At 67.6% G+C, this 21,420-nt stretch carries 14 protein-coding genes; 7 read left to right on the forward strand and 7 right to left on the reverse strand.

Going from position 1 to position 21,420, the window contains the following annotated elements:
• Positions 1-4 precede the first annotated feature (4 nt).
• Complete coding sequence (purF, locus tag IEV93_RS18435) at positions 5-1,576, reverse strand: amidophosphoribosyltransferase (protein WP_188491524.1); 1,572 nt, start codon at positions 1,574-1,576, stop codon at positions 5-7.
• Positions 1,577-1,733: 157 nt separating this feature from the next.
• Positions 1,734-2,120 carry a sterol carrier family protein gene (locus tag IEV93_RS18440; protein WP_188491785.1) on the reverse strand — a complete coding sequence of 129 codons (387 nt, stop codon included), beginning with the start codon at positions 2,118-2,120 and terminating at the stop codon, positions 1,734-1,736.
• Between the two features lie 88 nt (positions 2,121-2,208).
• Here IEV93_RS18440 and IEV93_RS18445 point away from each other — a divergent pair, with 88 nt between their 5' ends.
• Entirely contained in the window at positions 2,209-3,726 is a 1,518-nt protein-coding gene (locus IEV93_RS18445) for a glutamate-cysteine ligase family protein (protein WP_188491526.1), read from the forward strand.
• Positions 3,727-3,814: 88 nt separating this feature from the next.
• Here the strand turns inward: IEV93_RS18445 and IEV93_RS18450 are convergent, their stop codons facing one another.
• The 4 genes from IEV93_RS18450 to purL all read right to left on the reverse strand — a co-directional run bounded on the left by IEV93_RS18450 (position 3,815) and on the right by purL (position 9,315).
• Positions 3,815-5,005, reverse strand: a complete 1,191-nt coding sequence (locus IEV93_RS18450; protein ID WP_229705302.1) for an RtcB family protein — start codon at positions 5,003-5,005, stop codon at positions 3,815-3,817.
• 74 nt (positions 5,006-5,079) lie between these two features.
• Complete coding sequence (locus tag IEV93_RS18455; RefSeq protein WP_188491528.1) at positions 5,080-6,174, reverse strand: NAD(P)H-dependent amine dehydrogenase family protein; 1,095 nt, start codon at positions 6,172-6,174, stop codon at positions 5,080-5,082.
• Between the two features lie 79 nt (positions 6,175-6,253).
• Complete coding sequence (locus IEV93_RS18460) at positions 6,254-7,006, reverse strand: hypothetical protein (RefSeq protein WP_188491530.1); 753 nt, start codon at positions 7,004-7,006, stop codon at positions 6,254-6,256.
• A gap of 29 nt (positions 7,007-7,035) precedes the next feature.
• Complete coding sequence (gene purL / locus IEV93_RS18465; RefSeq protein ID WP_188491533.1) at positions 7,036-9,315, reverse strand: phosphoribosylformylglycinamidine synthase subunit PurL; 2,280 nt, start codon at positions 9,313-9,315, stop codon at positions 7,036-7,038.
• Between the two features lie 196 nt (positions 9,316-9,511).
• Here purL and eccA point away from each other — a divergent pair, with 196 nt between their 5' ends.
• Positions 9,512-11,308, forward strand: a complete 1,797-nt coding sequence (gene eccA / locus IEV93_RS18470; RefSeq protein WP_188491535.1) for a type VII secretion AAA-ATPase EccA — start codon at positions 9,512-9,514, stop codon at positions 11,306-11,308.
• A 21-nt stretch (positions 11,309-11,329) separates the two neighbouring features.
• Here the strand turns inward: eccA and eccCa are convergent, their stop codons facing one another.
• Positions 11,330-15,346, reverse strand: coding sequence for a type VII secretion protein EccCa (gene eccCa, locus IEV93_RS18475; RefSeq protein ID WP_188491537.1), 4,017 nt, complete (start codon positions 15,344-15,346; stop codon positions 11,330-11,332).
• Positions 15,347-15,423: 77 nt separating this feature from the next.
• Between eccCa and eccD the strand changes: the two genes are divergently transcribed.
• From eccD to IEV93_RS18500, 5 genes are all read left to right on the forward strand, one after another.
• The gene (gene eccD, locus IEV93_RS18480) at positions 15,424-16,977 is read left to right on the forward strand and encodes a type VII secretion integral membrane protein EccD (protein ID WP_188491539.1); all 1,554 of its coding nucleotides are present in this window, start codon (positions 15,424-15,426) and stop codon (positions 16,975-16,977) included.
• The gene (gene mycP, locus IEV93_RS18485) at positions 16,974-18,479 is read left to right on the forward strand and encodes a type VII secretion-associated serine protease mycosin (RefSeq protein ID WP_229705305.1); all 1,506 of its coding nucleotides are present in this window, start codon (positions 16,974-16,976) and stop codon (positions 18,477-18,479) included. The genes eccD and mycP overlap by 4 nt, the downstream gene beginning before the upstream one ends.
• The gene (locus IEV93_RS18490) at positions 18,479-19,264 is read left to right on the forward strand and encodes a hypothetical protein (RefSeq protein ID WP_188491541.1); all 786 of its coding nucleotides are present in this window, start codon (positions 18,479-18,481) and stop codon (positions 19,262-19,264) included. The genes mycP and IEV93_RS18490 overlap by 1 nt, the downstream gene beginning before the upstream one ends.
• A 133-nt stretch (positions 19,265-19,397) precedes the next feature.
• A complete protein-coding gene (locus tag IEV93_RS18495) occupies positions 19,398-20,120 on the forward strand; it encodes a DUF3558 domain-containing protein (RefSeq protein ID WP_188491543.1) in 723 nt (240 codons plus the stop codon).
• Positions 20,121-20,188: 68 nt separating this feature from the next.
• Positions 20,189-21,420: hypothetical protein (locus tag IEV93_RS18500; RefSeq protein WP_188491546.1), on the forward strand; the 1,232-nt coding region annotated here is incomplete at its 3' end.

Genomic DNA, 21,420 nt, shown 5'->3' on the forward strand with positions numbered 1-21,420 from the left:
CCGGTCAGGGCCTACGCAGCGCGCTGACGTTGTCGTTGGACGCGAGCGGTTCAGCGCCGACGGCATTCGACAGCATCGTCTCCAGAACGGCCTTGCCCATGGAGGTCTCGGTGGGCAGGTCGATCGGGTACTTCCCGTCGAAACAGGCCGCGCAGAGCGCATCCTGCGGCTGCTCGGTGGCCGCGATCATCTCGTCGATGCTGATGTAGGCGAGGGTGTCGGCGCCGATGGCCTGGCGGACACCCTCGACCATGCCCTGCTCGGACTCCATGCCGTTGGCGATGAGTTCGGCCGGGGACGCGAAGTCGATGCCGTAGAAGCACGGCCACCGGACGGGGCTCGACGCGATGCGCACATGGATCTCGGCGGCACCGGCCTCGCGGAGCATCCGGATCAGCGCGCGCTGGGTGTTGCCGCGCACGATCGAATCGTCCACCACCACGAGGCGTTTGCCACGGATGACCTCCTTGAGCGGGTTGAGCTTGAGGCGGATACCGAGCTGCCGGATGGTCTGCGACGGCTGGATGAAGGTGCGGCCCACGTAGGCGTTCTTCATCAGACCCTGGCCGTAGGGGATGCCCGATTCCTGGGCGAACCCGGTGGCCGCCGGCGTCCCGGACTCGGGCACCGGGATGACGAGATCACCCTCGGCGGGGAACTCTCGGGCCAGGCGACGGCCGATCTCGACACGCGAGGAGTGCACCGAGCGGCCGTTGATGACGCTGTCGGGGCGGGCGAGGTAGACGTACTCGAAGACGCAGGCCTTCGGGGTGGGCTTGGCGAAGCGGGAACTGCGCACGCCGTCGGCGTCGATGGCCAGCAGTTCACCGGGCTCGATGTCGCGGACGAACGAGGCGCCGACGATGTCGAGTGCAGCGGTCTCGGAGGCGACGACCCAGCCGCGATCGAGCCGGCCGAGGCACAGCGGGCGGACGCCATGCGGATCGCGCGCGGCGTAGAGGGTGTGCTCGTCCATGAAGGTGAGGCAGAACGCGCCCTTGAGGGTGGGCAGCAGCTCCATCGCGGCCTGCTCGATCGTGCGGTCGGCGGCCCCGTGTGCGAGCAATGCACCGACGACATCGGAATCCGAGGTGGCCCCGCCGTTGAGCCGCGACTCCATCAGACCTGCGGCGCGCGCGGTGCTGGCGAGATCGGAGGTGTTGACCAGGTTGCCGTTGTGCCCGAGCGCGACACCGGTACCGGCGGCGGTCGTGCGGAAGATGGGCTGGGAGTTCTCCCAGGTGGTCGACCCGGTGGTGCTGTAGCGGCAGTGTCCGATGGCGACGTGGCCCGGCATCGAGGCCAGGGTCTGCTCGTCGAACACCTGGCTGACCAGTCCGAGGTCCTTGAACACCAGCACCTGCGAGCCGTCACCGACGGCGATTCCGGCGGCTTCCTGACCTCGGTGCTGCAGCGCGTACAGGCCGTAGTAACTGAGCTTGGCGACGTCCTCCCCCGGCGCCCAGACTCCGAAGACACCGCACTCTTCTCGGGGTTCGTTCTCGTCGACGTCCAGCTCAGCGCTGGGTTTGAGGTCGGCGAGAAGGTTCGGGCTGTGGATCGACAGCTCGGTCACGTGCGCTCCCGGGGTGGTGGGCATTACAGCAGGACTGGGGTGAAGTCTACGGGCCAACCCCTGAGCTGGGCGAATCCGACGAGTGTGAGTCTGTCCCTCCTGCACCACACCTCACCGATACTGAGACCTGGGTCACCGCGGTAGTGGGTTCGCGGACTCAGATCCGGACGATCGGCAACCAACTCGCGACCTCGGCCGCCCGACTCCCCGATGCGGTCACCCGGCCGTCGCCCACGGCGTGCGCGAGGTCGTCGAGGCCGGCTGCGAGCAACAACCACGTCCGCGGGTCCATCTCCACGACATTCGGAGGTGTTCCGCGGGTGTGGCGCGGGCCCTGGATGCACTGCACCGCGACGAACGGCGGCACCCGTACCTCGACCGAGGCGCCGGGGGCGATCTGGGCGAGGATGCGGGCGCTCATCCGGACCGCCGCGGCGAGCTCGGCGCGAGCGGGGGCATCGACGGTGTCGTCGCGCAGCCAGTCACCGATGACGAGCATCGCCGATCGCATCTCGGCCGGGTCGACTGCTTTTCCGGGTGCCACACGGCCGATCATCGCAGTAGATGACGACCACGCGGTTCGGGGCGTCAATCGCCACCCCGGGATCAGACATCGGTGACACGATGGGGTGATGGGCGCCGAGGTCTCCAAGCGGGAGTTCACACGGGAGGACCGCCGCCGTTTTCGTGAGCAGGTGGGTCGCGGTACCGAGGCCATCGCGCGGATGCTGGCCGAGGGGTTGTTCAGCGACACCGACGCCGACGGATCGGCACCCGACCCGTTGCTGGGCATGGAGGTCGAACTCAACCTGATCGACCGCGCGATGAACCCGGCGATGTCGAATGCGACTGTGCTGCAGTCGATCGCTGACCCGGACTTCCAGACCGAGCTCGGCCAGTTCAACATCGAGATCAACGTCGCCCCACGTCCGTTGACCGACGACAACACCATCGCACTCGAGCAGGCCCTGCGCGGATCGCTCAACCGCGCCGAGGCGCGCGCCGCCGCCACCGACAACCACATCGTGATGATCGGGATGTTGCCGACGCTGCGCACCGATCACCTGATGCATCAGTGGATCTCGGCCAACCCGCGCTACGACCTGCTCAACCAGCAGATCTTCGCCGCCCGCGGCGAGGACATCGCTCTCGACATCGACGGCGTCCCCCTCGGGGCCGAACGCGTGGGCGAGCGGTTGGTCGCCACCACCGACTCGATCCTGCCCGAGGCGGCGTGCACCTCGGTGCAGCTCCATCTGCGCGTGGCTCCCGAGGATTTCGCCGCGCACTGGAACGCGGCGCAATCCATCGCCGGTGTGCAGGTCGCGCTCGCGGGCAACTCCCCCTTCTTCGCGGGCAAGGCGCTGTGGCACGAGAGCCGGATCCCGGTGTTCGAGCAGGCCACCGACACCCGGCCGCTCGAGCTGAAGAACCAGGGCGTGCGGCCGCGCGTGTGGTTCGGCGAACGCTGGATCACCACCATCTTCGATCTCTTCGAGGAGAACACCCGCTACTTCCCCGCCCTGCTGCCGGTATGTGCCGACGAGGATCCGCTCGAGACGCTCGACGCGGGCCGGATACCGGAGCTGTCGGAACTCAAGCTGCACAACGGGACCGTCTACCGCTGGAACCGTCCGATCTACGACGTCGTCGACGGGCACGCACACCTGCGCATCGAGAACCGCGTCCTGCCCGCGGGGCCGACCGTGCTGGACACCATGGCCGACTCGGCGTTCTACTACGGCGTGCTGCGCGGTCTGGTCGACGCCGACCGACCGCTGTGGTCGCAGATGTCGTTCGACGCGGCCACCGAGAACCTGCACGCCGGTGCGCGTGACGGGCTCGACGCCCAGCTGTATTGGCCGACCGTCGGATGGATCCGGCCGGACGAGCTGGTGTTGCGTCGGCTGTTACCGCTGGCCGACACCGGGTTGGCCGCGTACGGGGTGTCGCCACGCGCGCGACGCAGATACCTGTCGGTGATCGAGGGTCGCTGCCTGAGCCGACAGACCGGCGCGGTCTGGCAACGGGAGTCGGTGGCGGCGCGCGAGGCGGCCGGCGACTCTCGCGCCCAGGCGTTGTCGGGGATGCTGCGCGAGTACGTCGACCGCATGCACGAGGGCGAGGCCGTGCACACCTGGGACCTGTAGACCCTCGGACCGAGTTCGCGCTCCACTTCTGTTGCGGCGCTCCGCTTGCATGTGGAGCGTGGCTCCAGAAGTGGAGCGCGAATCGGAATCAGGTGCCCTTGACGTTGAGCACCTGCCGCAGCACGTGGTCGATCGACACGAGCCGCTCGGCGTCGGCCATCACGACGTCTATGTCCTTGTACGCCTGCGGGATCTCGTCGATCCACTCCGCGCCGTGCCGGTACTCGATGCCGGTCATCGCCGTCGCGAGGTCGGCCTCGGTATAGCGACGCTTGGCCTCGGTCCGCGAGAACCGACGTCCCGCACCGTGCGGCGCGGAGCAGAGGCCACCACCGTGACCCTTGCCGGTCACGATGTAGGACCGGGTGCCCATCGATCCCGGGATGATGCCTTGGACACCCTCGTGGGCATCGATGGCACCCTTCCTGGTCAGCCACACATCCTTGCCGCCGTGGTGTTCACGGACGGTGTAGTTGTGGTGGCAGTTGATCCTCTCGGTCTCGAGACCGGCCGGGTCACCGTCGTGGCCGACCCAGTGCGCGAACGCCTGCCGGAACCGGTCCATCATCTCCGCGCGGTTCTCGAGTGCGAACCGCTGCGCCCACGCCAGATCACGCAGGTACACATCGAGTTCCGACGTCCCGTGCGGGAGGTACGCGAGGTCGGCGTTGGGCAGCGGGATGTGCCACTGCCGACACAACCTCTGCGCGATCTTGATGTGTCGCTGCGCGATCCGGTTGCCGACGCCGCGTGAGCCCGAGTGCAGGAACATCCACACCCGATCCTCCTCGTCGAGGCACAGTTCGATGAAGTGGTTACCACCGCCGAGCGAACCGAGCTGCTCACGCCATTTCGGCGAATGCGACAGCTCGACCCCGTCGGCCGCGGCCAGCTCCTCCAACACCGCGATACGCCCGGCGGTGAACGGGTAGCGGTCCACCGCGCGGTTGTAGTTGCCCGGCGAGAGCGGAATCGCGGACTCGATGGACGTCCGCAGCTCGGCACGGTCGAAGTTCTCGATCGCATCGGCGTCGAAAGTCGTTCGCACCGCGATCATCCCGCAGCCGATGTCGACTCCCACCGCCGCCGGGATCACGGCGTCCACGGTCGGGATGACGGTACCGACCGCCGAGCCCTTGCCGTAGTGGGCGTCGGGCATCAACGCCACGTGCGGGTGCACGAAAGGCAGGGCTGCGGTCTCCTTGGCCTGTTCGATCGTCTTGTCGTCGATCTCGGAGGCGAAGCTGAGCAGCTTGAGGTTGCCGATGCGGGTGGTCACTGGATTCTCCTTCGTGGTCGAGGAGAAGTGTCCAGCACAAGACCGCTGAGCGCGAACGATTTACGGTCGTCCGTTCAGGCGTGGGCGACCGCCGATGCGGGGATGAGACCGCGGCCGGTGACGAGCGGGAGCTCGAGCGCGGTGACGAGGCCGGGCTCGGCGGCGACCACCGCCTCCACGGCGTTGACCAGTCGCATGGCGGTGACGATCATGCCCGAGACGTTGTGGTCGCCGTGCTCACCGTGATGACTGAAATCCACGGTCATCATCGGCTCGCCGGTGATCTCGATGCGGTAGCACCCGTCGCCGGAGTTCGGGGTCGGCCAGTCGGGGCGCTGCGCCGGGTGCGTACGGGTGATGTGGTCGAGCACAACGCGTTCGACGCCGTCGACCTTGCCGATCACCTGGAATCGCACCGCGGCCATGGTGCCCGTGGCGATGTCGCACGACACCGTGGAGATGTCCTCCTCGGCGGCGTAGCGCTCGACCTTCTCCTCCAACGGCTCGTCGAGGGTCAGGCCGAGACCGGCGGCGATCTGACGGACGACACTCCCCCACGCCATCGACAGCACGCCCGGCGTGAACAGCATCGGCGTCTCGTCGAGTGACTTGCCGAAGCCGAAGATGTCGCTCATCACGACGGGTTGGTAGTACGTCGAATAGTCGGCGATCTCGTAGCAGCGCACCTGGTCGATACGCTGCGACAGGCTCGTCATCGCCAGGGGTAGAACGTCGTTGGCGAAACCGGGGTCGATGCCGTTGACGTGCAGGCTGGCATTGCCCTTGACGCCCGCCGCCTGCACACGGTCGACGAGGTCGTCGGGGACGACGCCCTTCGGGAACTGCAGCAGCACCGGACCGGACGACACCACGTTGATCCCGGATTCCAGGAAGAAGATGAGGTCCTCGAGTGCCTCGAAGATGCGGTCGTCGACCATCGCGGTGTGCACGATGCAATCGGGCGCCAAGGCGATGAGCGCGTCGCGGTCGTTGGTGGCGACCACCCCGAGGTCACGGCCGAGACCGGCCAACTCGCCTGCGTCTTTACCGACCTTGTCGGGGTTCGACACCCACACCCCGACCAGTTCGAGTTCGGGCCGTGCGTCGATCCCCGCGATCGCGTGCCGCCCCACCGTTCCGGTCGACCATTCCACCACTCTGAGCGCCACCGCAGACCTCCGTGTCCGATTCCGAGTCAGAACCCAGGGTAGAACACGTTCTAGTTCCGGCGCGGTGGATTCGCGATCGTCAGGCGGACCTCAACCATCGCGTGGTGGCCGAGTTGAGCACGAGCACCGCGGTCACGATGGGGAAGGCCAACCCGATGGTCGTTCCGACGCCGGACCCGATGGCGGCTGGACCGCCGTTCACCGACGCCCCCTGGACGATGGCCAACGCGACGATCGACGTCAGGATGGTGAGACCGCACCCGACGAGGACCAACGTCCTACCCAGCACGCGGCGTCGGAGCAACAACACGCCGCCCGCGACGAGCACCACCAACCGCGCGACAGCGACCAACCCCTCGGTGGCGGCGTACCCGACGAACCACCCCGGGACATCGATGTCGGAGATCGAGACGATGGCGATGTCGCCGATGATCGCGACGACCGCGGCCAGGGCACCGAGGAAGGCCAGCACCGCGGCGATCGTGGGGACGGTCGACGAGGGCTGGGCGACATAGCCCTGCTGCGGCCCGTAGCCGGGCTGTCCCCATACCGGGGGCTGACCGTAACCCTGCTGCTGCCCGTACCCCGGCTGGGGTCCATAGCCCTGCGGCGCCCCGTAGCCCTGTGGCGGTTGGCCGTATCCCTGCTGCTGCTCGTACCCGGGAGGCGGTCCGTAGTACGGCTGCTGCTGCTCGTACCCGGGTGGCGGTCCATAGCCTTGCGGCGGTCCGTACCCGGGTGGTGGGCCGTACCCCTGCGGCGGACCGTAGGGGTACTGCGGCCCCGACTGCGAGGGGTCGTGCTCACCCGGCGAAGGGTTGTTCGTGGTCATCTCTGGGGCCTCCGTGGTCGGGGGTGAGCTCAGCCGAACAGTGCGGGCAGTGTCGCCTCGTGAGCGGTGCGCAACTCGGTCAGCGGAACCGAGAAGTGGTCCTGGACCTCGACCGAGTCACTGCCCTGATCGACCACACCGATACGCGTCCAGGGCATCTCGCGTGCGGTGAGCATCGCGCAGAACCGGGTCTCCTCGGTACGCGGGACCGCCACGAGTACGCGTCCCGCCGACTCGGAGAACAACCACACGAACGGGTCGGCGTTCTCGGGCAGGATGATGCGGCAACCGGTCTCACCCGCGAGCGCCGACTCGACGACGGTCTGGATGAGCCCGCCCTCGGAGAGGTCGTGTGCCGCGGAGATCAAGCCGTCGCGCGACGCCGCGGTGAGGATCGCCCCGAGCAGCCGCTCGCGCTCGAGGTCGACCTCCGGCGGGACCCCACCGAGGTGGTCGTGGGTGACCTGCGCCCAGATCGATCCGTCGAGTTCGTCTTTCGTGTCGCCCATGAGGATCAACGTCTCACCGGGCTCGGTTCCGAAGCCGGTCGGGATGCGCCGGTGGACGTCGTCGATGACCCCGAGGACACCGACGACCGGCGTCGGCAGGATGGGGGTCGATCCGGTCTGGTTGTAGAAGCTGACGTTGCCGCCGCACACCGGGATGCCCAGTTGCGCACAGCCGTCGGCCAATCCCTTGACCGCCTCGGAGAACTGCCACATGACCGCCGGGTCCTCGGGCGAACCGAAGTTGAGGCAGTTGGTGACGGCCTTGGGCGTCGCGCCGGCGACCACCACGTTGCGGTACGCCTCGGCCAGGGCGAGCTGCGCACCGCGGTACGGATCGAGGTAGGTGTACCGACCCGACGCGTCGGTCGCGAGAGCGATTCCGCGGCCGGTGGATTCGTCGATCCGGATGACTCCGGAGTCGGCGTTCTCGGCCAGCACGGTGTTGCCGCGGACGTAGCGGTCGTACTGCTCGGTGATGAACTTGCGGCTGCACAGGGCCGGTGAGGCCAGCATCGTCAGCAGCGTGGAGCGCAGTTCGTCGTCGGACGACGGGCGATCCAGGGTCTTCGAGCTCGACGAGATGACCTCGTCCTGCCACTCCGGGCGCTCGACGGGACGCTGGTAGACCGGCCCCTCGTGGGCGACGGTCCGCGGCGGCACGTCGACGACGGTCTCACCGTGCCAGGTGATCTCGAGGTGCTCGCCGTCGGTGACCTCACCGATGACGGTCGCGAGCACATCCCACTTGCGGCACACGGCGAGGAACGCTTCGACGTTCTCCGGCGTCACCACCGCGCACATGCGCTCCTGGGACTCGCTGGAGAGGACCTCGGCCGGGGTCATGCCCTCGGCGCGCATGGGGACGGTCTCGAGCTGGATGCTCATGCCGCCGTCACCTGCGGACGCGAGCTCGGATGTGGCGCAGGACAACCCGGCACCGCCGAGATCCTGGATGCCGACGACGAGTCCTGCGTGGTAGAGCTCGAGGCAGCACTCGATGAGCACCTTCTCGGTGAACGGGTCGCCGACCTGGACGGCCGGGAGCTTCTTGCGGTTCGGGCCGGATTCGCCGGTGTCGTCGAAGGTCTCCGATGCGAGCACCGACACGCCGCCGATGCCGTCGAGGCCGGTCCGTGCACCGAACAGGATGATCTTGTTGCCCGCGCCGGAGGCGAAGGCGAGCTGCAGGTCCTCGACCCGCAGCACACCCGCACACAGCGCGTTGACCAGCGGGTTGCCCGCGTAGCTGGCGTCGAAGACGGTCTCGCCGCCGACGTTGGGCAGGCCGAGTGAGTTGCCGTATCCGCCCACGCCGCGCACGACACCGTCGACGACGCGGCGGGTGTCGGGGGCGTCGGCCGCACCGAAGCGCAGCTGGTCCATCACGGCGATCGGACGGGCGCCCATTGCCATGATGTCGCGGACGATGCCGCCGACACCGGTGGCTGCGCCCTGGTACGGCTCGACGTAGGACGGGTGGTTGTGCGACTCGACCTTGAAGGTCACCGCCCAGCCGTCGCCGATGTCGACGACGCCCGCGTTCTCGCCGATACCGGCCAGCATCGACGAGCGCATCTCGTCGGTGGTGGTCTCACCGAAGTACTTGAGGTGGACCTTCGACGACTTGTAGCTGCAGTGCTCCGACCACATCACCGAGTACATGGCCAGCTCGGCGTCGGTGGGGCGGCGGCCGAGGATCTCGCGGATCCGCGCGTACTCGTCGTCCTTCAGTCCTAGCTCGCGGAAGGGTTGTGGATCATCGGGCGTCTGCGCTGCATGGCTGACGGTGTCGACGGACAAGGCGTCTCCGGTCCTCGAGGTGGGCGGCGTGCCGATGGATCGGCTCGGGGGAGATTGTATCCGCGCACCTCGACGGTCGCTTCCGGGTGCCGACCCGTGCGGCGGCGGCTTGACCGCGCGATACCCTGAGCGCCGTAACCGTAGATCTGTGCGGCCGATGTGCCGTACGTCGCGAGACACGCTGGGGGTCGTGGAAGTGGGCGATATTCGTCAGGCACGCCAACTGTTCGACTTGGCGGTGTTGTCGCTCGGCATCCCCGTCGACGGCCAGGAGGCCGCTCGCGATCCTGCTCAGGCGGCGCTGGCCTTCCAGCGCGCGAGCGAGCAGGCCCCGGAGATGTGCGACGCCTGGCTGGGGCGGATCGCCTGCGGCGACAACTCGCCGTACATCCTGCACAACCTCTATCAGACGCGCAGGTCCCTGAACGGCGAGCTCCGTCGGCTCGGTCTGCCCCCGCGCACGCTGGTCGGGAGGTTCGCGACCGGGCTGTACATCGATTACCCCGTCAGCGACATCGTCGAGGTCATCTCGGCGTACGCGGCGTCGCTCATCGAGGGCCAGGACTACACCGGCGCCGAACAGGTGCTCGACGAGATCCCCGCGGAGGCGGTCACGCCGATCGCGACCTACGTCCGCGCGATGCTGCACTACTTCACGCAACGCTGGCCCGACGTGCTCACGACGCTGGCGGCGTCGGCGCGCTGGGAGGACCCGTACATGCTGGCCGCGGCGAACGTGATGGCCGGCGCGGCGTGTGCGCAGCTGGGCATGTTCACCGAGGCCAACCGTCGCCTCGAGGAGGCCGAGTCGGGGCCGATCCCCGGCGCGGCCACCGCGGCGATGTACACCCACGGACTGGTGCAGCGTGAGGAAGGCCACGAGGACAAGGCTGTCGCGTTGTTCGAGCAGGTCTATGCCCGTGACCCCGGTTTCGGCGGCGTCAGCGACGCGATGCGCAACCCGAAGTTCCGGCTCCTGGTCGTCGATCCCGAGCGCATCGCGCGCCGGACCGACAAGTGGGACCCGAAGTCGGTGCCCGAGGACAAGCCACTGGCCTCGCAGCCGGCGTCGGCTGCGCAGAACGATCAGTTGGCCGCAGCCAAGACCGAACTCGAACGCCAGGTCGGACTCGCGTCCGTCAAAGACCAGGTCGCGAAGCTGACGTCGTCGGTGGCGCTGGCGAAGGTCCGCGCCGACAAGGGACTCGCCTCCACGTCGCGCAGCCTGCACCTCGCGTTCACCGGTCCTCCCGGTACCGGCAAGACGACCATCGCGCGCATCATCGCGAAGACCTATTGCGGGCTGGGGCTGCTCAAGACCGACACCATCGTCGAGGCCAGCCGGCGCGACATGGTCGGTGAGCACCTCGGCAGCACCGCACCCAAGACGTCGGCGCTCATCGACCGCGCTCTCGACGGTGTGTTGTTCATCGACGAGGCCTACACGCTGATCCAGACCGGGCTGTCCGGTGGCGACGCGTTCGGTCGCGAGGCCGTCGACACCCTGCTGGCCCGCATGGAGGACAACCGGGACCGACTCGTGGTGATCATCGCCGGCTACGACGGCGAGATCGACCGTCTGCTGTCGTCGAACGACGGTCTCGCGTCGCGTTTCGCGCGTCGCATCCGGTTCGAGTCCTACCGGCCCGAGGAGCTGTCCGAGATCGGTGAGGTCATGTCCCAGGCGCGCGACTCGGTGCTCCCCGCGCAGTCGGTGCAGATCCTGCAGGACGCGTGCCGCCCGCTCTACGACACCGTCGTCACCGACCAGAACGGTGGGCAGGTGCGTCTCATCGACCTCGCGGGCAACGGTCGTTTCGTGCGCAACGTGATCGAGGCCGCCGAGGAGGAACGCGAATACCGTCTGTCCTCCGGCGACATCGACATCACCGACCTCGACGCCGACGCCCTGATGCGTATCGAACCCGACGACATCCGAACCGCTGTCGACAACATCGTCGCGTCCATGAACCTGGGTGCGCGGCTGCGCTAGCCCGTGCGACCCAGGTCCCGGTTACTCCTGCGGAGCCGACCAGGCGACCTGGATCAGCCGCTCGCCGCTGCGCTGGACCAGCACACCCCGGCCCGGCGGGCGCGGTGCACTCTTTGTGGTACCCAACAGGATTCCCTCGTCCTTGGGCGCACTCATCGCGAGTCCGTCGACCGAGAGGTCCTTGAGACGGCTGATGATCGGGTCGTACATCGATCGCGCGGCACCACCGCTGCGGCGCACCAGAATCAGGTGCAGACCGATGTCGCGCGCCTGCGGCAGCAGGTCGACCAACGGTGCCAACGGGTTGCCGGACCCGACGGCCACCATGTCGTAATCGTCGACCACGACGTAGATCTCGGGTCCCTCCCACCACGAGCGGTTGCGCAACTGTGCGGCCGTCACGTCCGGGCCCGGCTGCCGCTTGAGCAGGTAGTCGGCCAGCTCGACGAGGTACGGCTCGGCCTGCTGCGCGGTGGTGGCGTAACCGAGCAGGTGGTTGCCCTCCACCTCGCCCAACAGGCTGCGCCGGTAGTCGACGAGCAGGATCTTGGTGTCCGCGGGCCTCCCGTTGGCGACCAGCCCACGCAGGATCGTGCGCAGCAGCGTCGTCTTGCCGCTCTCAACGTCGGCGAACGCCAGGAAGTGCGACTGCGCCGCGAAATCCAATGTCACCGGCGCGAGCTCGGCCTCGTCGATACCGATGGTCACGCGCATCGGACTGCGCGGGACCACCGCCTCGGCGCGGGCGACGACACCCTCGCGGTCGACCCGGTCGGGCAGCATACGGACATCCGACGCCGTGCGATCGGGATAGAACGCCGCCACCTGCGCGACCGCGGACGACACCGCCGTCGACATGTCGTCGGTCGCCGAGGAGTTGTCGAGGCGCGGGAGACCGATCAGCATGTGCAGCCGGTCCGGGCTCAGACCGCGCCCCGGACGTCCGAGCGGAACCGTCGCGGCGAGCTTGCGATCGACCTCGGAGTCGGCGGAGTCGCCGAGCCGGAGTTCGATGCGCGTACCCAGCAGGTCCTTGACGACCGGACGGATCTCCATCCACCTCGACGCCGCGATGATCAGGTGCACACCGAACGAGAGGCCCTGCGCCGCAATCGCACTGATCGCGTCCTCGATGACCTCGAACTCCGTCCGGACGGTCGCCCACCCGTCGATGACGAGGAACAGGTCACCGAAGTTGTCGACGTCGAGTCGCTCGTCGCCGGCGGCGCGGCGGCGCCGGAACTCCGCCATCGAGTCGATGCCGAGTTCACGGAAGCGCGCCTCACGCTGGCGGAGCACGGAGATGACCTCGGCCACCGTGCGTCGGACCCGGTCCTCCTCGAGGCGGGTGGCGACCGAGCCGACGTGCGGCAGCCCGGCCAGACCGGTGAGAGTGCCGCCACCGAAGTCGAGGCAGTAGAACTGCACCTGCTCGGGTGTGTGGGTGATGGCCGCGGACATGATCAGGGTGCGCAGCGTCGTGGACTTGCCCGACTGCGGCCCACCGACGACGACCGCATGCCCCTGCGCGCCCGACAGATCGAGTTGCAGGACATCGCGACGCTGGTCGTAGGGACGGTCGACGATACCGATCGGGAACCGGAGACCGGCCAGACTGTCCGACGCGGCGGCACGCCAGTCGCGTGCGCGCAGCAGCCTGGTGACCGGCGGCGAGTCCTCCAACGGCGGCAACCACACCTCGTGGGCCGGGCGGCCGTGACCGACCAGCTGCGACACCACCATGTCGAGCTCGGTGACCGTCTTGCCCTCACGCAGGATCGGACCGGCGTTGTCGGCGTCGGCGACGGGTTGCTCGATGATCAGCGGCTCGGGCATCCGCATCTCGGGGACGTGAGCGGCCGTGAATACCCGGATCGGGACACTCGGGCCGGACCGCGCACCGGAGTCACCACGGCGCGTGACGCTGCGCGTCGCCAGGTACGGACCCGACACGTACGAGGCGTTGAACCGCACCGGCTCCGACGAGTCGCACTTGAGGTAGGCCGAGCCGGGGACCGCGGGCAGGTGGTAGGCGTCGGGGACACCGAGGACGGCACGGGATTCGCTGGCCGAGAACGTCTTCAGACCGATGCGGTAGGAGAGGTGCGAGTCGAGACCACGCAGCTTGCCCTCCTCGAGGCGCTGCGAGGCGAGGAGCAGGTGCATCTGCAGCGACCGGCCCAGGCGGCCGATCATGACGAACAGCTCGGCGAAATCCGGCTTCTGCGAAAGCAGTTCGGAGAACTCGTCGACCACGATGAACAGCGCGGGCAACGGGTCAAGGGGGGCGCCGTTGAGTCGCGCCTTCTCGTAGTCGGCGACGTTGGCGAAGTTGCCCGCCGAGCGCAGCAGTTCCTGGCGGCGGTTCATCTCGCCGGCGAGGGCGTCGCGCATGCGGTCGACCATCGCCAACTCGTCCTCGAGGTTGGTGATGACGGCCGCGACGTGCGGCAGCTCGTCGAGCCCGAGGAACGTCGCGCCGCCCTTGAAGTCGACGAGGATGAGGTTCAACGACTCCGGCGCATGGGTCGTCACCATCGACAACACCAGTGTGCGTAGGAATTCCGACTTACCCGAACCGGTCGCGCCGATGCACAGCCCGTGCGGGCCCATCCCGTGTTCGGCGGCCTCCTTGATGTCGATCTCCAGCGGCTGGCCGCTCTCGGTCACGCCGACGGGAACACGCAGCCGGTCACGCGGGGTCCGTGGACGCCACACGCGGTCGGGGTCGATCGCCGAGGCGTCGGCGACACCGATGAGACGCATCAGACCAGGATCCCGTGGGCCGGTGTCGGCGTCGAGGTTGATCAGCTGCGCGGCGGTGGCCAGCGAGTACCGCGCCATCCGCCGGGCGACCGCCTCGGCCGTCGCCACGGGCATGTCGTCGGGGACCGCGAAGTTCTCGACGCCGAACGCCGAGCGCGCGCCCAGCGTCGTGCCGTCCACCACGAGCTGCGTTCCCCGGCGGGCCGCGAGCACCAGCGGGGTCTCGCCGAGTCCGATGACGGTCACCGAGTCGAGTCCGCCGTCGTTGGTGCTGCGCTCGTCACCGGCGACGAAACCGCCGGCGAGGATCACCATCCACTGGATGCGGCCGTCGACCGGCGATGCGTTACGGGAGAACCGTGGTCGTTCGGTCAGCTCCGGGTCGTGGTCCTCCTCGAACTCACGCAGCGACTGATAGAGCATCCGCGCCGGGCCGGCACCGTCACGCCGTTCCGGGTGCGCGACGTGCGGTAGCCATTTCGCCCAGGACCACTCGGCGTTCTCCGGGTCGGAGCAGACGATCGCCACGCGCACGAGGTCGGGGCCGTGGAATGCGCACAGCTGCAGCACCATCGACCGGGCCAGAGAGTTGACCGATGCGACCGTGCCCTCGATGGAGATCGCCGGGAACGCCCGCAGCGACACCGCCGTGGGGAGACCGCGGACCACTGCGTGCATGCGGATGAATCGACGCAGCGCCATCACCGACACCGGTTCGAGGTCCTCGAGCGGTCCGGTCTCGGGGCGCGCGAGTCGGGTGGCGAGACGCTGTGCACCGATGCCGAGACGCACGTGGCAGAAGTCGGCGTCGTCGGTGCGTCGCTCCCACATGCGTCGGGAGCCGACGGCCGGCAGCAGCGATCCGGGCGAGGGATGTGACCAGACGAGGGCCTTGAGCTGGGACTGGGCGGTGTCGTCGACGTCCTTGCGGATGCGGCCGAGGTAGCGCAGGTAGTCCTTACGCTCCTCGTTGAGCTCGGCTGCCTTCGGTCCGCCGCCGCGGCCACCGCTGGCGAACATGCCGACCATCGACATGACCATCATCATCGGGAACAGCAGCGTGACCGGGTTCTTCAGAGCCGACGAGCCTGCGGTGAAGAACAGCCCCATCATGCCGACCATCGCCACGATCATGACCACCGGCAGCAGTCGGGAGACGATGCCTGCGGGCACATTCCGAGGGACCTCGGGGGGTGGCTGGATGGACATCTCGCCGCCGGGCAGACGCGGCCGCGGGGGCCGTGCGCGGCGTACGAAACCCTCAGTCGTCATCTGACCTCCCCGAGCCATAGATCGTTGCGTCGGCTATCGTACGGTTCGCACAGTTGACAGGGAGGCACTGGATACAGATGACGTCGCACCAGCCTGGATCCACGTCCTCTGGACCGGGGTCGGTCGTTGCCGCCAGCCCGTTCGCCGGACCCGCCGCATTCGCCGGTCCGAACCAGTCCTCCGCACCCGCCCGCGTCGACCCCGAGCTCTGCCGGGTGTCGGTGCTCTCGGGCCGCACCCAGGTCGATGTTGCGCTTCCCGCCGATGTCCCGGTCGCCTCGCTGATCCCGGAGTTGGCCGGGTTGTTGATGCGTAACCAGTTCGGCGAGCCCGAGCGCGTTCCCGACGACCTGTCCCTGCACTGGACCCTCGGCAAGGTCGGCCAGAAGATCCTCGACGAGACGCGGACCCTCATCGAGGCGGGGATCGTCGACGGCGATCTGCTCGTCCTGCGTTCCGAGGCCACCACCGAACTGCCGACCGTCTACGACGACGTCATCGACGCCGTCGCGGGCATCACCCGCCGTGAGTTCCAGTCGTGGTCACCGGCCGCGGCCCGCTGGGTGGGGGTCATCGCCTTCCTGGGGATGATTGCCGTCACCGGGACCCTGGCGTTGATCGCGTCGTGGTCGGAGCACCGCTACGACCTCGGGGCATTGGCGTTCGTCGCCGCGGTGGTGTTCTTCGTCGGCGATCTGGTCGCGCGCAACAACGGCGGCGACCGGGTGGTCGGCGCCGCCCTGTCCGTCGCGACGTGCTTCTCGGTGTTCGTGGCGTGCTTCGCCGTCCTGTCCGCCGCCGATCACGCCGCCAACGTCCTTCTCGGTGCCGGTGTCTCGATCCTCGTCGCGGTCATCGCGTTGCGCATGACCGCAGGCGAGCCGTTCACCCACCTCGCGCTGATCACCGTGTCGACGCTGGTCGCACTCGGCGCGGCCGGACAGCTCCTGTTCACCGCGCCGGTGCAGCACACCGCCGCCGTTCTCGGCGTGATCGCGCTGCTGGTCGCCCTGATCGCCCCGCGGCTGACGATCCTGATGGTGCGCCTGCCCGTCCCGACCGTGCCGTCGGCCGGCGCCTCGCTCGACGACATCGACCCGCCCAACCAGCAGAACGTCAACCCCGGGGTCGCGGCCATCGGTGCCGTCGCGTTGCCGGAGACCGCGGCGCTGGAACTGCGCGCGAAGGCCGCCAACGCGCACATGTCGGGTCTGATGCTCGGCGCGGCCGCCGTGGCCGCGGTGTGCGCGGTGATCACCGCCGTGCCCGCGCCGGACGTCGACTGGAAGGCCACCCTGCTCGGCACCCTGATCGCCCTGGCCACCGTCCTGCGCGGACGGTCGCACTCCGACCTCGTCCAGGCGTCCGGGATGATCGGCCTCGGTGCTGTCGCCCTGCTCGGTGTGATCGGGGCGCAGTTCTTCGCCGGTGGCGTGTGGGTTGTGCTCGCGGTGGGGATCCTGCTGCTGCTGTCCGCGGCGGCGTTCTACTTCGGTGTCATCACGCCGAACATGGAGTTCTCCCCCGTGCTGCGTCGTATCGGCGAGATCCTCGAGTATCTGGTGATCGCCGCGACCGTGCCGATCGCGGCGTGGGTCATCGGCGTGTACTCCCTCGCTCGCGGGTTATGACCGCCCGGCCGTCGCCTCGGTCCTCGTCGTCCGGACGGGGTCGTCTCGCGCTGGTCACCCGGGTGGGTCTGGTCGCCGTGATCGGGATCGGCGCCACCTCCGCGATGCCCATGACGGCCGTCGCCGTGCCGGGCGTCAGCCGCACGATCTCGCCGCCGCAGATCTCGGGTCCGGTGCCGTCGGAGAACCCGGTCGGCCCGTCGATTCCCACTAAGCGTGCTGTGGCGCAGTGCATCGAGACCATCGCGTCGAAGGGCGACTACATCTCGCCGCCTGCTTCGTTCGCTCTCCTGGGCGTCGAGAAGGCGTGGGAGTTCTCGCGCGGCGCCGGCCAGCGCGTGGCCGTGATCGACACCGGCGTCTTCCGGCATCCGCGATTGTCGGTGACCGGCGGCGGCGATTACGTGTCGTCCGGTGACGGCACGCAGGACTGTGACGGTCACGGGACCGCGGTCGCCGGCCTGATCGCGGCGAAAGACTCGTCGAACGACGGATTCGCGGGCATCGCACCGGATGCGTCGATCATCGCGATCCGCCAGACCTCGGCCGCATATGAACCGGCCGACACGCAGCGGGAGTCCAACGACACGAAGATCAAGCCCGACGGCTATGGCGACGTGGCCACGCTCGCCCGGGCCGTGGTGCGCGCGGTCAATCTGCGGGCCACGGTCATCAACATCTCCGAGGGCGCGTGCCGGCCGGCGGGGACCGATCTGAACGATCGCGCCCTGGGTGCCGCCGTCAAGTACGCGTACGACCGCAACGTGGTCGTGGTCGCTGCCGCGAACAACGTCGGGCAGAGGAACGAGGGATGCGGCACCCAGAACTCGGCTGCGCTGGGCGGCACCGACGTCGACCCGTGGGCCAACGTGGTGACGAAGTCGTCGCCGGCGTACTTCTCCCCCTACGTCGTCGCCGTCGGGTCGGTAGAGAACGACGGCCGCCCGTCGTCGTATTCGTTGGCCGGTCCGTGGGTCACGGTGGCCGCGCCCGGGTCGGACCTGGTGTCGCTCAACATCGCTGCAAAACCACCGATCATCGACGCTTTCCGGGCAGACCAGGGCTCCAGCCCCCTCACCGGCACCAGCTTCGCCACGCCCTACGTCTCGGGGCTGGCTGCGCTGATCCGGGCGCGGTTCCCGCGGCTGACCGCCCGTCAGGTGATCGACCGCATCACCCGCACCGCGCACCATCCCTCCGACGGACGCGACGGTGCGGTCGGTTACGGGCTGATCGATCCCGTCGCCGCTCTGACCACCACCACTCCGGACGTCGCACCCGCCGGTGCCGACCCCGCCGATCCCCGGACCGGTGACACCCGTGACGTGTACGCCGCCGAGCCGGTGCGTCCGCAGGTGAACCCCGCGCAGCCCAGTTCGGTGCCCCGCTACGTCGCGCTGGGTGTGAGTGCCGGGGCCGTCCTGCTCGCGTTGGCCGCGTGGATGCTGTTGCGACGACGCAACGGAGACCGCGACCAACTGCGCGAAGGGATCGACTACTGATGTCGGCGGACGCGTGGACGCTGAGCACCCACGAGTTCCGGTTGTTGTGGGAGGAGTTCGACGCGGGCGACTATCCGATCGAGTTTGCCTACACCGGCCAGGACGACGTCGACCGTGGTCCCGATGCGGCGCAAGCTCCGTCGATACGGCTCGAGCAGCTGACCGCGCCGCAGCGCGCGGCGCTGTCGGCTTTGTGCCGTCCGTCCATCACCATCGCGGTGACGGGGATAGACGCGGCTCGTCCGTTCGAAAACCCCAGCCATCACCTGCGGCTGCTCTCGGCGACCGATGACAACGAGCACGTCTACATCGCCCGCCAACGGCTGGGTTCGTCGGTCAGCCTCGGTGCGTCGGTGTCGATCACGCGCCACGCGTTCAGTTCGTGGACGCGCGATCTGGTCGCGATTATTCCTCCCGGAACCGGGGTCGGTTCGCTTCCCGGCGACACCGCCGTCGGCTTCCACACGATCCCGAGCGTGGAGTCGATGACCATTCCCGTTGTCGTCGCACCGGTGACGCCGACCGCGGCCACCGCCTTCACCCATCCGAAACCCGGGGTGTGCGGATCCATCCGTCTGCAGGTGGGCACGCTCGCCAACGGCGGTCGACCCACATCGCTGGAAGTTCGATACCGCGACATCCCCGACGACGGTCGCTACCTGTTGATAGTCGACTCCCCCGGTGCTGCGCTCCCCGTCGACGCCACCAGGTTCGCTAAAACCCTCAACCGGGTGATCAACACCATCCGTGCACGTCACGACACCGCGAGAGGTGCGGCCAGCTGATGCGCTCCTCGATCACAGGTCGGGTACGCATGTACAGTTCCATTGCCCCGAAAGGCCCGGCATGTCCGACCGCCGCAAGAACAATGGCTTACCATCTCCAGCAAACCGTTCGACTAGGTAAAGAGGCAACCCTGTGACGCTCCGGCGCAACACCCGACTGTCGATCGCCGTCATGGCCGCGGTCATGGTCGCCACCACTGCGTGCACCTCAGGAACCACAGGTGAGCCCTCCCCGAGCACCGACAACGCATCCGCCGAGGCCTCGCCCGCGTTCCCGTCCGAATCGGTTCCGCCCGGTGTTGAGAAAGACTCAGTTCTCGACCTCAACTCCACCAAAGACATGACCGGCGTGGTCACGACAGTCAGTTTCGCTGATAGCCCTTACGCCGCGCACCTTCCCGACATCTGCACGTTCATTCCTCAGAAGACAATGCAGCAGCTTGGAGTCGAGACCAAAAAGCGCGGATTCCGCGGCACGCAATTAGTTTCACAGGCGTGCACAATGTTCAAGTTCGACGAGGCTGGCAACATTTCTTATAGCGTAACGATCAACTTCTTCACCAACAATATAACGGAGCTGACCGAACCTGGCTCAGTGGTTCTCCAAAATAGAGATGTCCGATTAACTGACAAGATTAGCGCCACCGTTTCGAAGCTGCCGGCGACCAGCCCCGGCGACCCAACCTTTCGTGAGTCTTGCCAGACCTCATGGGGCACCTTCTTTGGTTCGATTAATGTCGATTTCCGAACTTCCTCGCCTGAACGGCTGGATCCATGCTCCCAATCTGTCGAGGCCGCCACAAAGATCGTCAGTTTAATGCCGAAAAGTCCCTCACAGATGCGGCCTGCGCCTTGACCGATTTTGAGTTTAACCCTGCAACTGCGGAGTCGGTGGCTGCGGCCTCAATAGGCCTGACTCGCGGAGTGAACGAACTTGCGAAACTCGTCGCTACTCTGAGATCAACAGGTGGATGTGGGACTTTTCCTTCGGGATCGCGAATTGAGGAAAGTCTGGCAGAACTGGGCGTCACCGCGAACGAGATGACCAACAGACTCTCCGCAGCCATCGATGAATACAAGGGTACGGTCGTTGGCGCCGGTCGATTAATTACCCGGCAAGAATTCGAAAACGAACACAATGTTAGAACAGCGGAGAACGGATCATCAGACGCGCCGTCCCCGTTTGGCATTCTGCCCGGCCAGACCAAACCCTCCATCGTCCCAAACGGTCCCAGCCTCGCAGACCAGCTTCAGGCCAGCACCAACACAAATGTCCTTGATGTTCCATGTGTACCCGGCAATACCGCAGGTACTTTCACCTGCTCAGCGGCGCCGGAAGACGTAAGCGGACTGACACTAGACCAATGCGTGCAACATTTGACGCCCGCGGTAGCCGCCAAATTAACCATGCTTGCCCAACAATGGGAACAACTGGGTGCCGACCTCACGAATGCAATTAACATCTTTCATCGGATTGTGCAGACTAAAATGCTGGGCGGGACTTGGACAGGTAAGTCAGGCCCAGCCGTAGCCACTGCCGCCGACAAGCTCACTCAGACTACTGTCCAAATATCTGCCCAGGCTTCTGCCAATGGTGCTGCGATTCTCGCTTGGGCAGGTTCGCTCGGCGACACAAAAAGTCGAATCGAACAATCGGCCAGCGCTCGCACATCCGCTATGGCTGCGTCTCCACCGGAATCTCGTGCTGCCGTGCAAAATCAGGCAGACGTGGCTGCGCGACTCACGATGATGATGACCTACAACCCAGCAGTCACTGCCATCGCCACCGGACTGTCGAACCTCACAGATCCGTCGAGTCCGGTGACAGGTGTACCTCTGGTGATCGGCGGGCCTCCAGGGTCAGGCCCAGGTGGATCCGGCTCCGGCGGGTCGGGAACCTCTGGCGCCACGTCAGGTGGCGGAGGTGGCGGGGGCGGTACAGGCGGTGGCGCGTCGACCGCACCAGCGAACAAGTCCGCAACTGACGCCGCCAAAACTTTGACGCGCCAGGGCACTGGCGATCCGGCCGCAGCAGCGTCCAACGCCTCGAAGAACGCGGCCGCGCAGTCCGGTCAGGGCAACCCGGCGTCTGCGGCGCAATCGGCGATGTCGAAAGCCGGCGACACCGCGAAGGGGCTGGGCGGCAAGAGTGGGGC

Source organism: Williamsia phyllosphaerae (genome assembly GCF_014635305.1).
Classification (GTDB): Bacteria; Actinomycetota; Actinomycetes; order Mycobacteriales; family Mycobacteriaceae; genus Williamsia_A; species Williamsia_A phyllosphaerae.

Coding starts and splice junctions, on each gene's coding strand:
- IEV93_RS18445 (WP_188491526.1), top strand. CDS start 2,209: ATGGGCGCCGAGGTCTCCAAGCGGGAGTTCACACGGGAGGACCGCCGC.
- mycP (WP_229705305.1), top strand. CDS start 16,974: ATGACCGCCCGGCCGTCGCCTCGGTCCTCGTCGTCCGGACGGGGTCGT.
- IEV93_RS18460 (WP_188491530.1), bottom strand. CDS start 7,006: ATGACCACGAACAACCCTTCGCCGGGTGAGCACGACCCCTCGCAGTCG.
- eccD (WP_188491539.1), top strand. CDS start 15,424: ATGACGTCGCACCAGCCTGGATCCACGTCCTCTGGACCGGGGTCGGTC.
- IEV93_RS18490 (WP_188491541.1), top strand. CDS start 18,479: ATGTCGGCGGACGCGTGGACGCTGAGCACCCACGAGTTCCGGTTGTTG.
- eccCa (WP_188491537.1), bottom strand. CDS start 15,346: ATGACGACTGAGGGTTTCGTACGCCGCGCACGGCCCCCGCGGCCGCGT.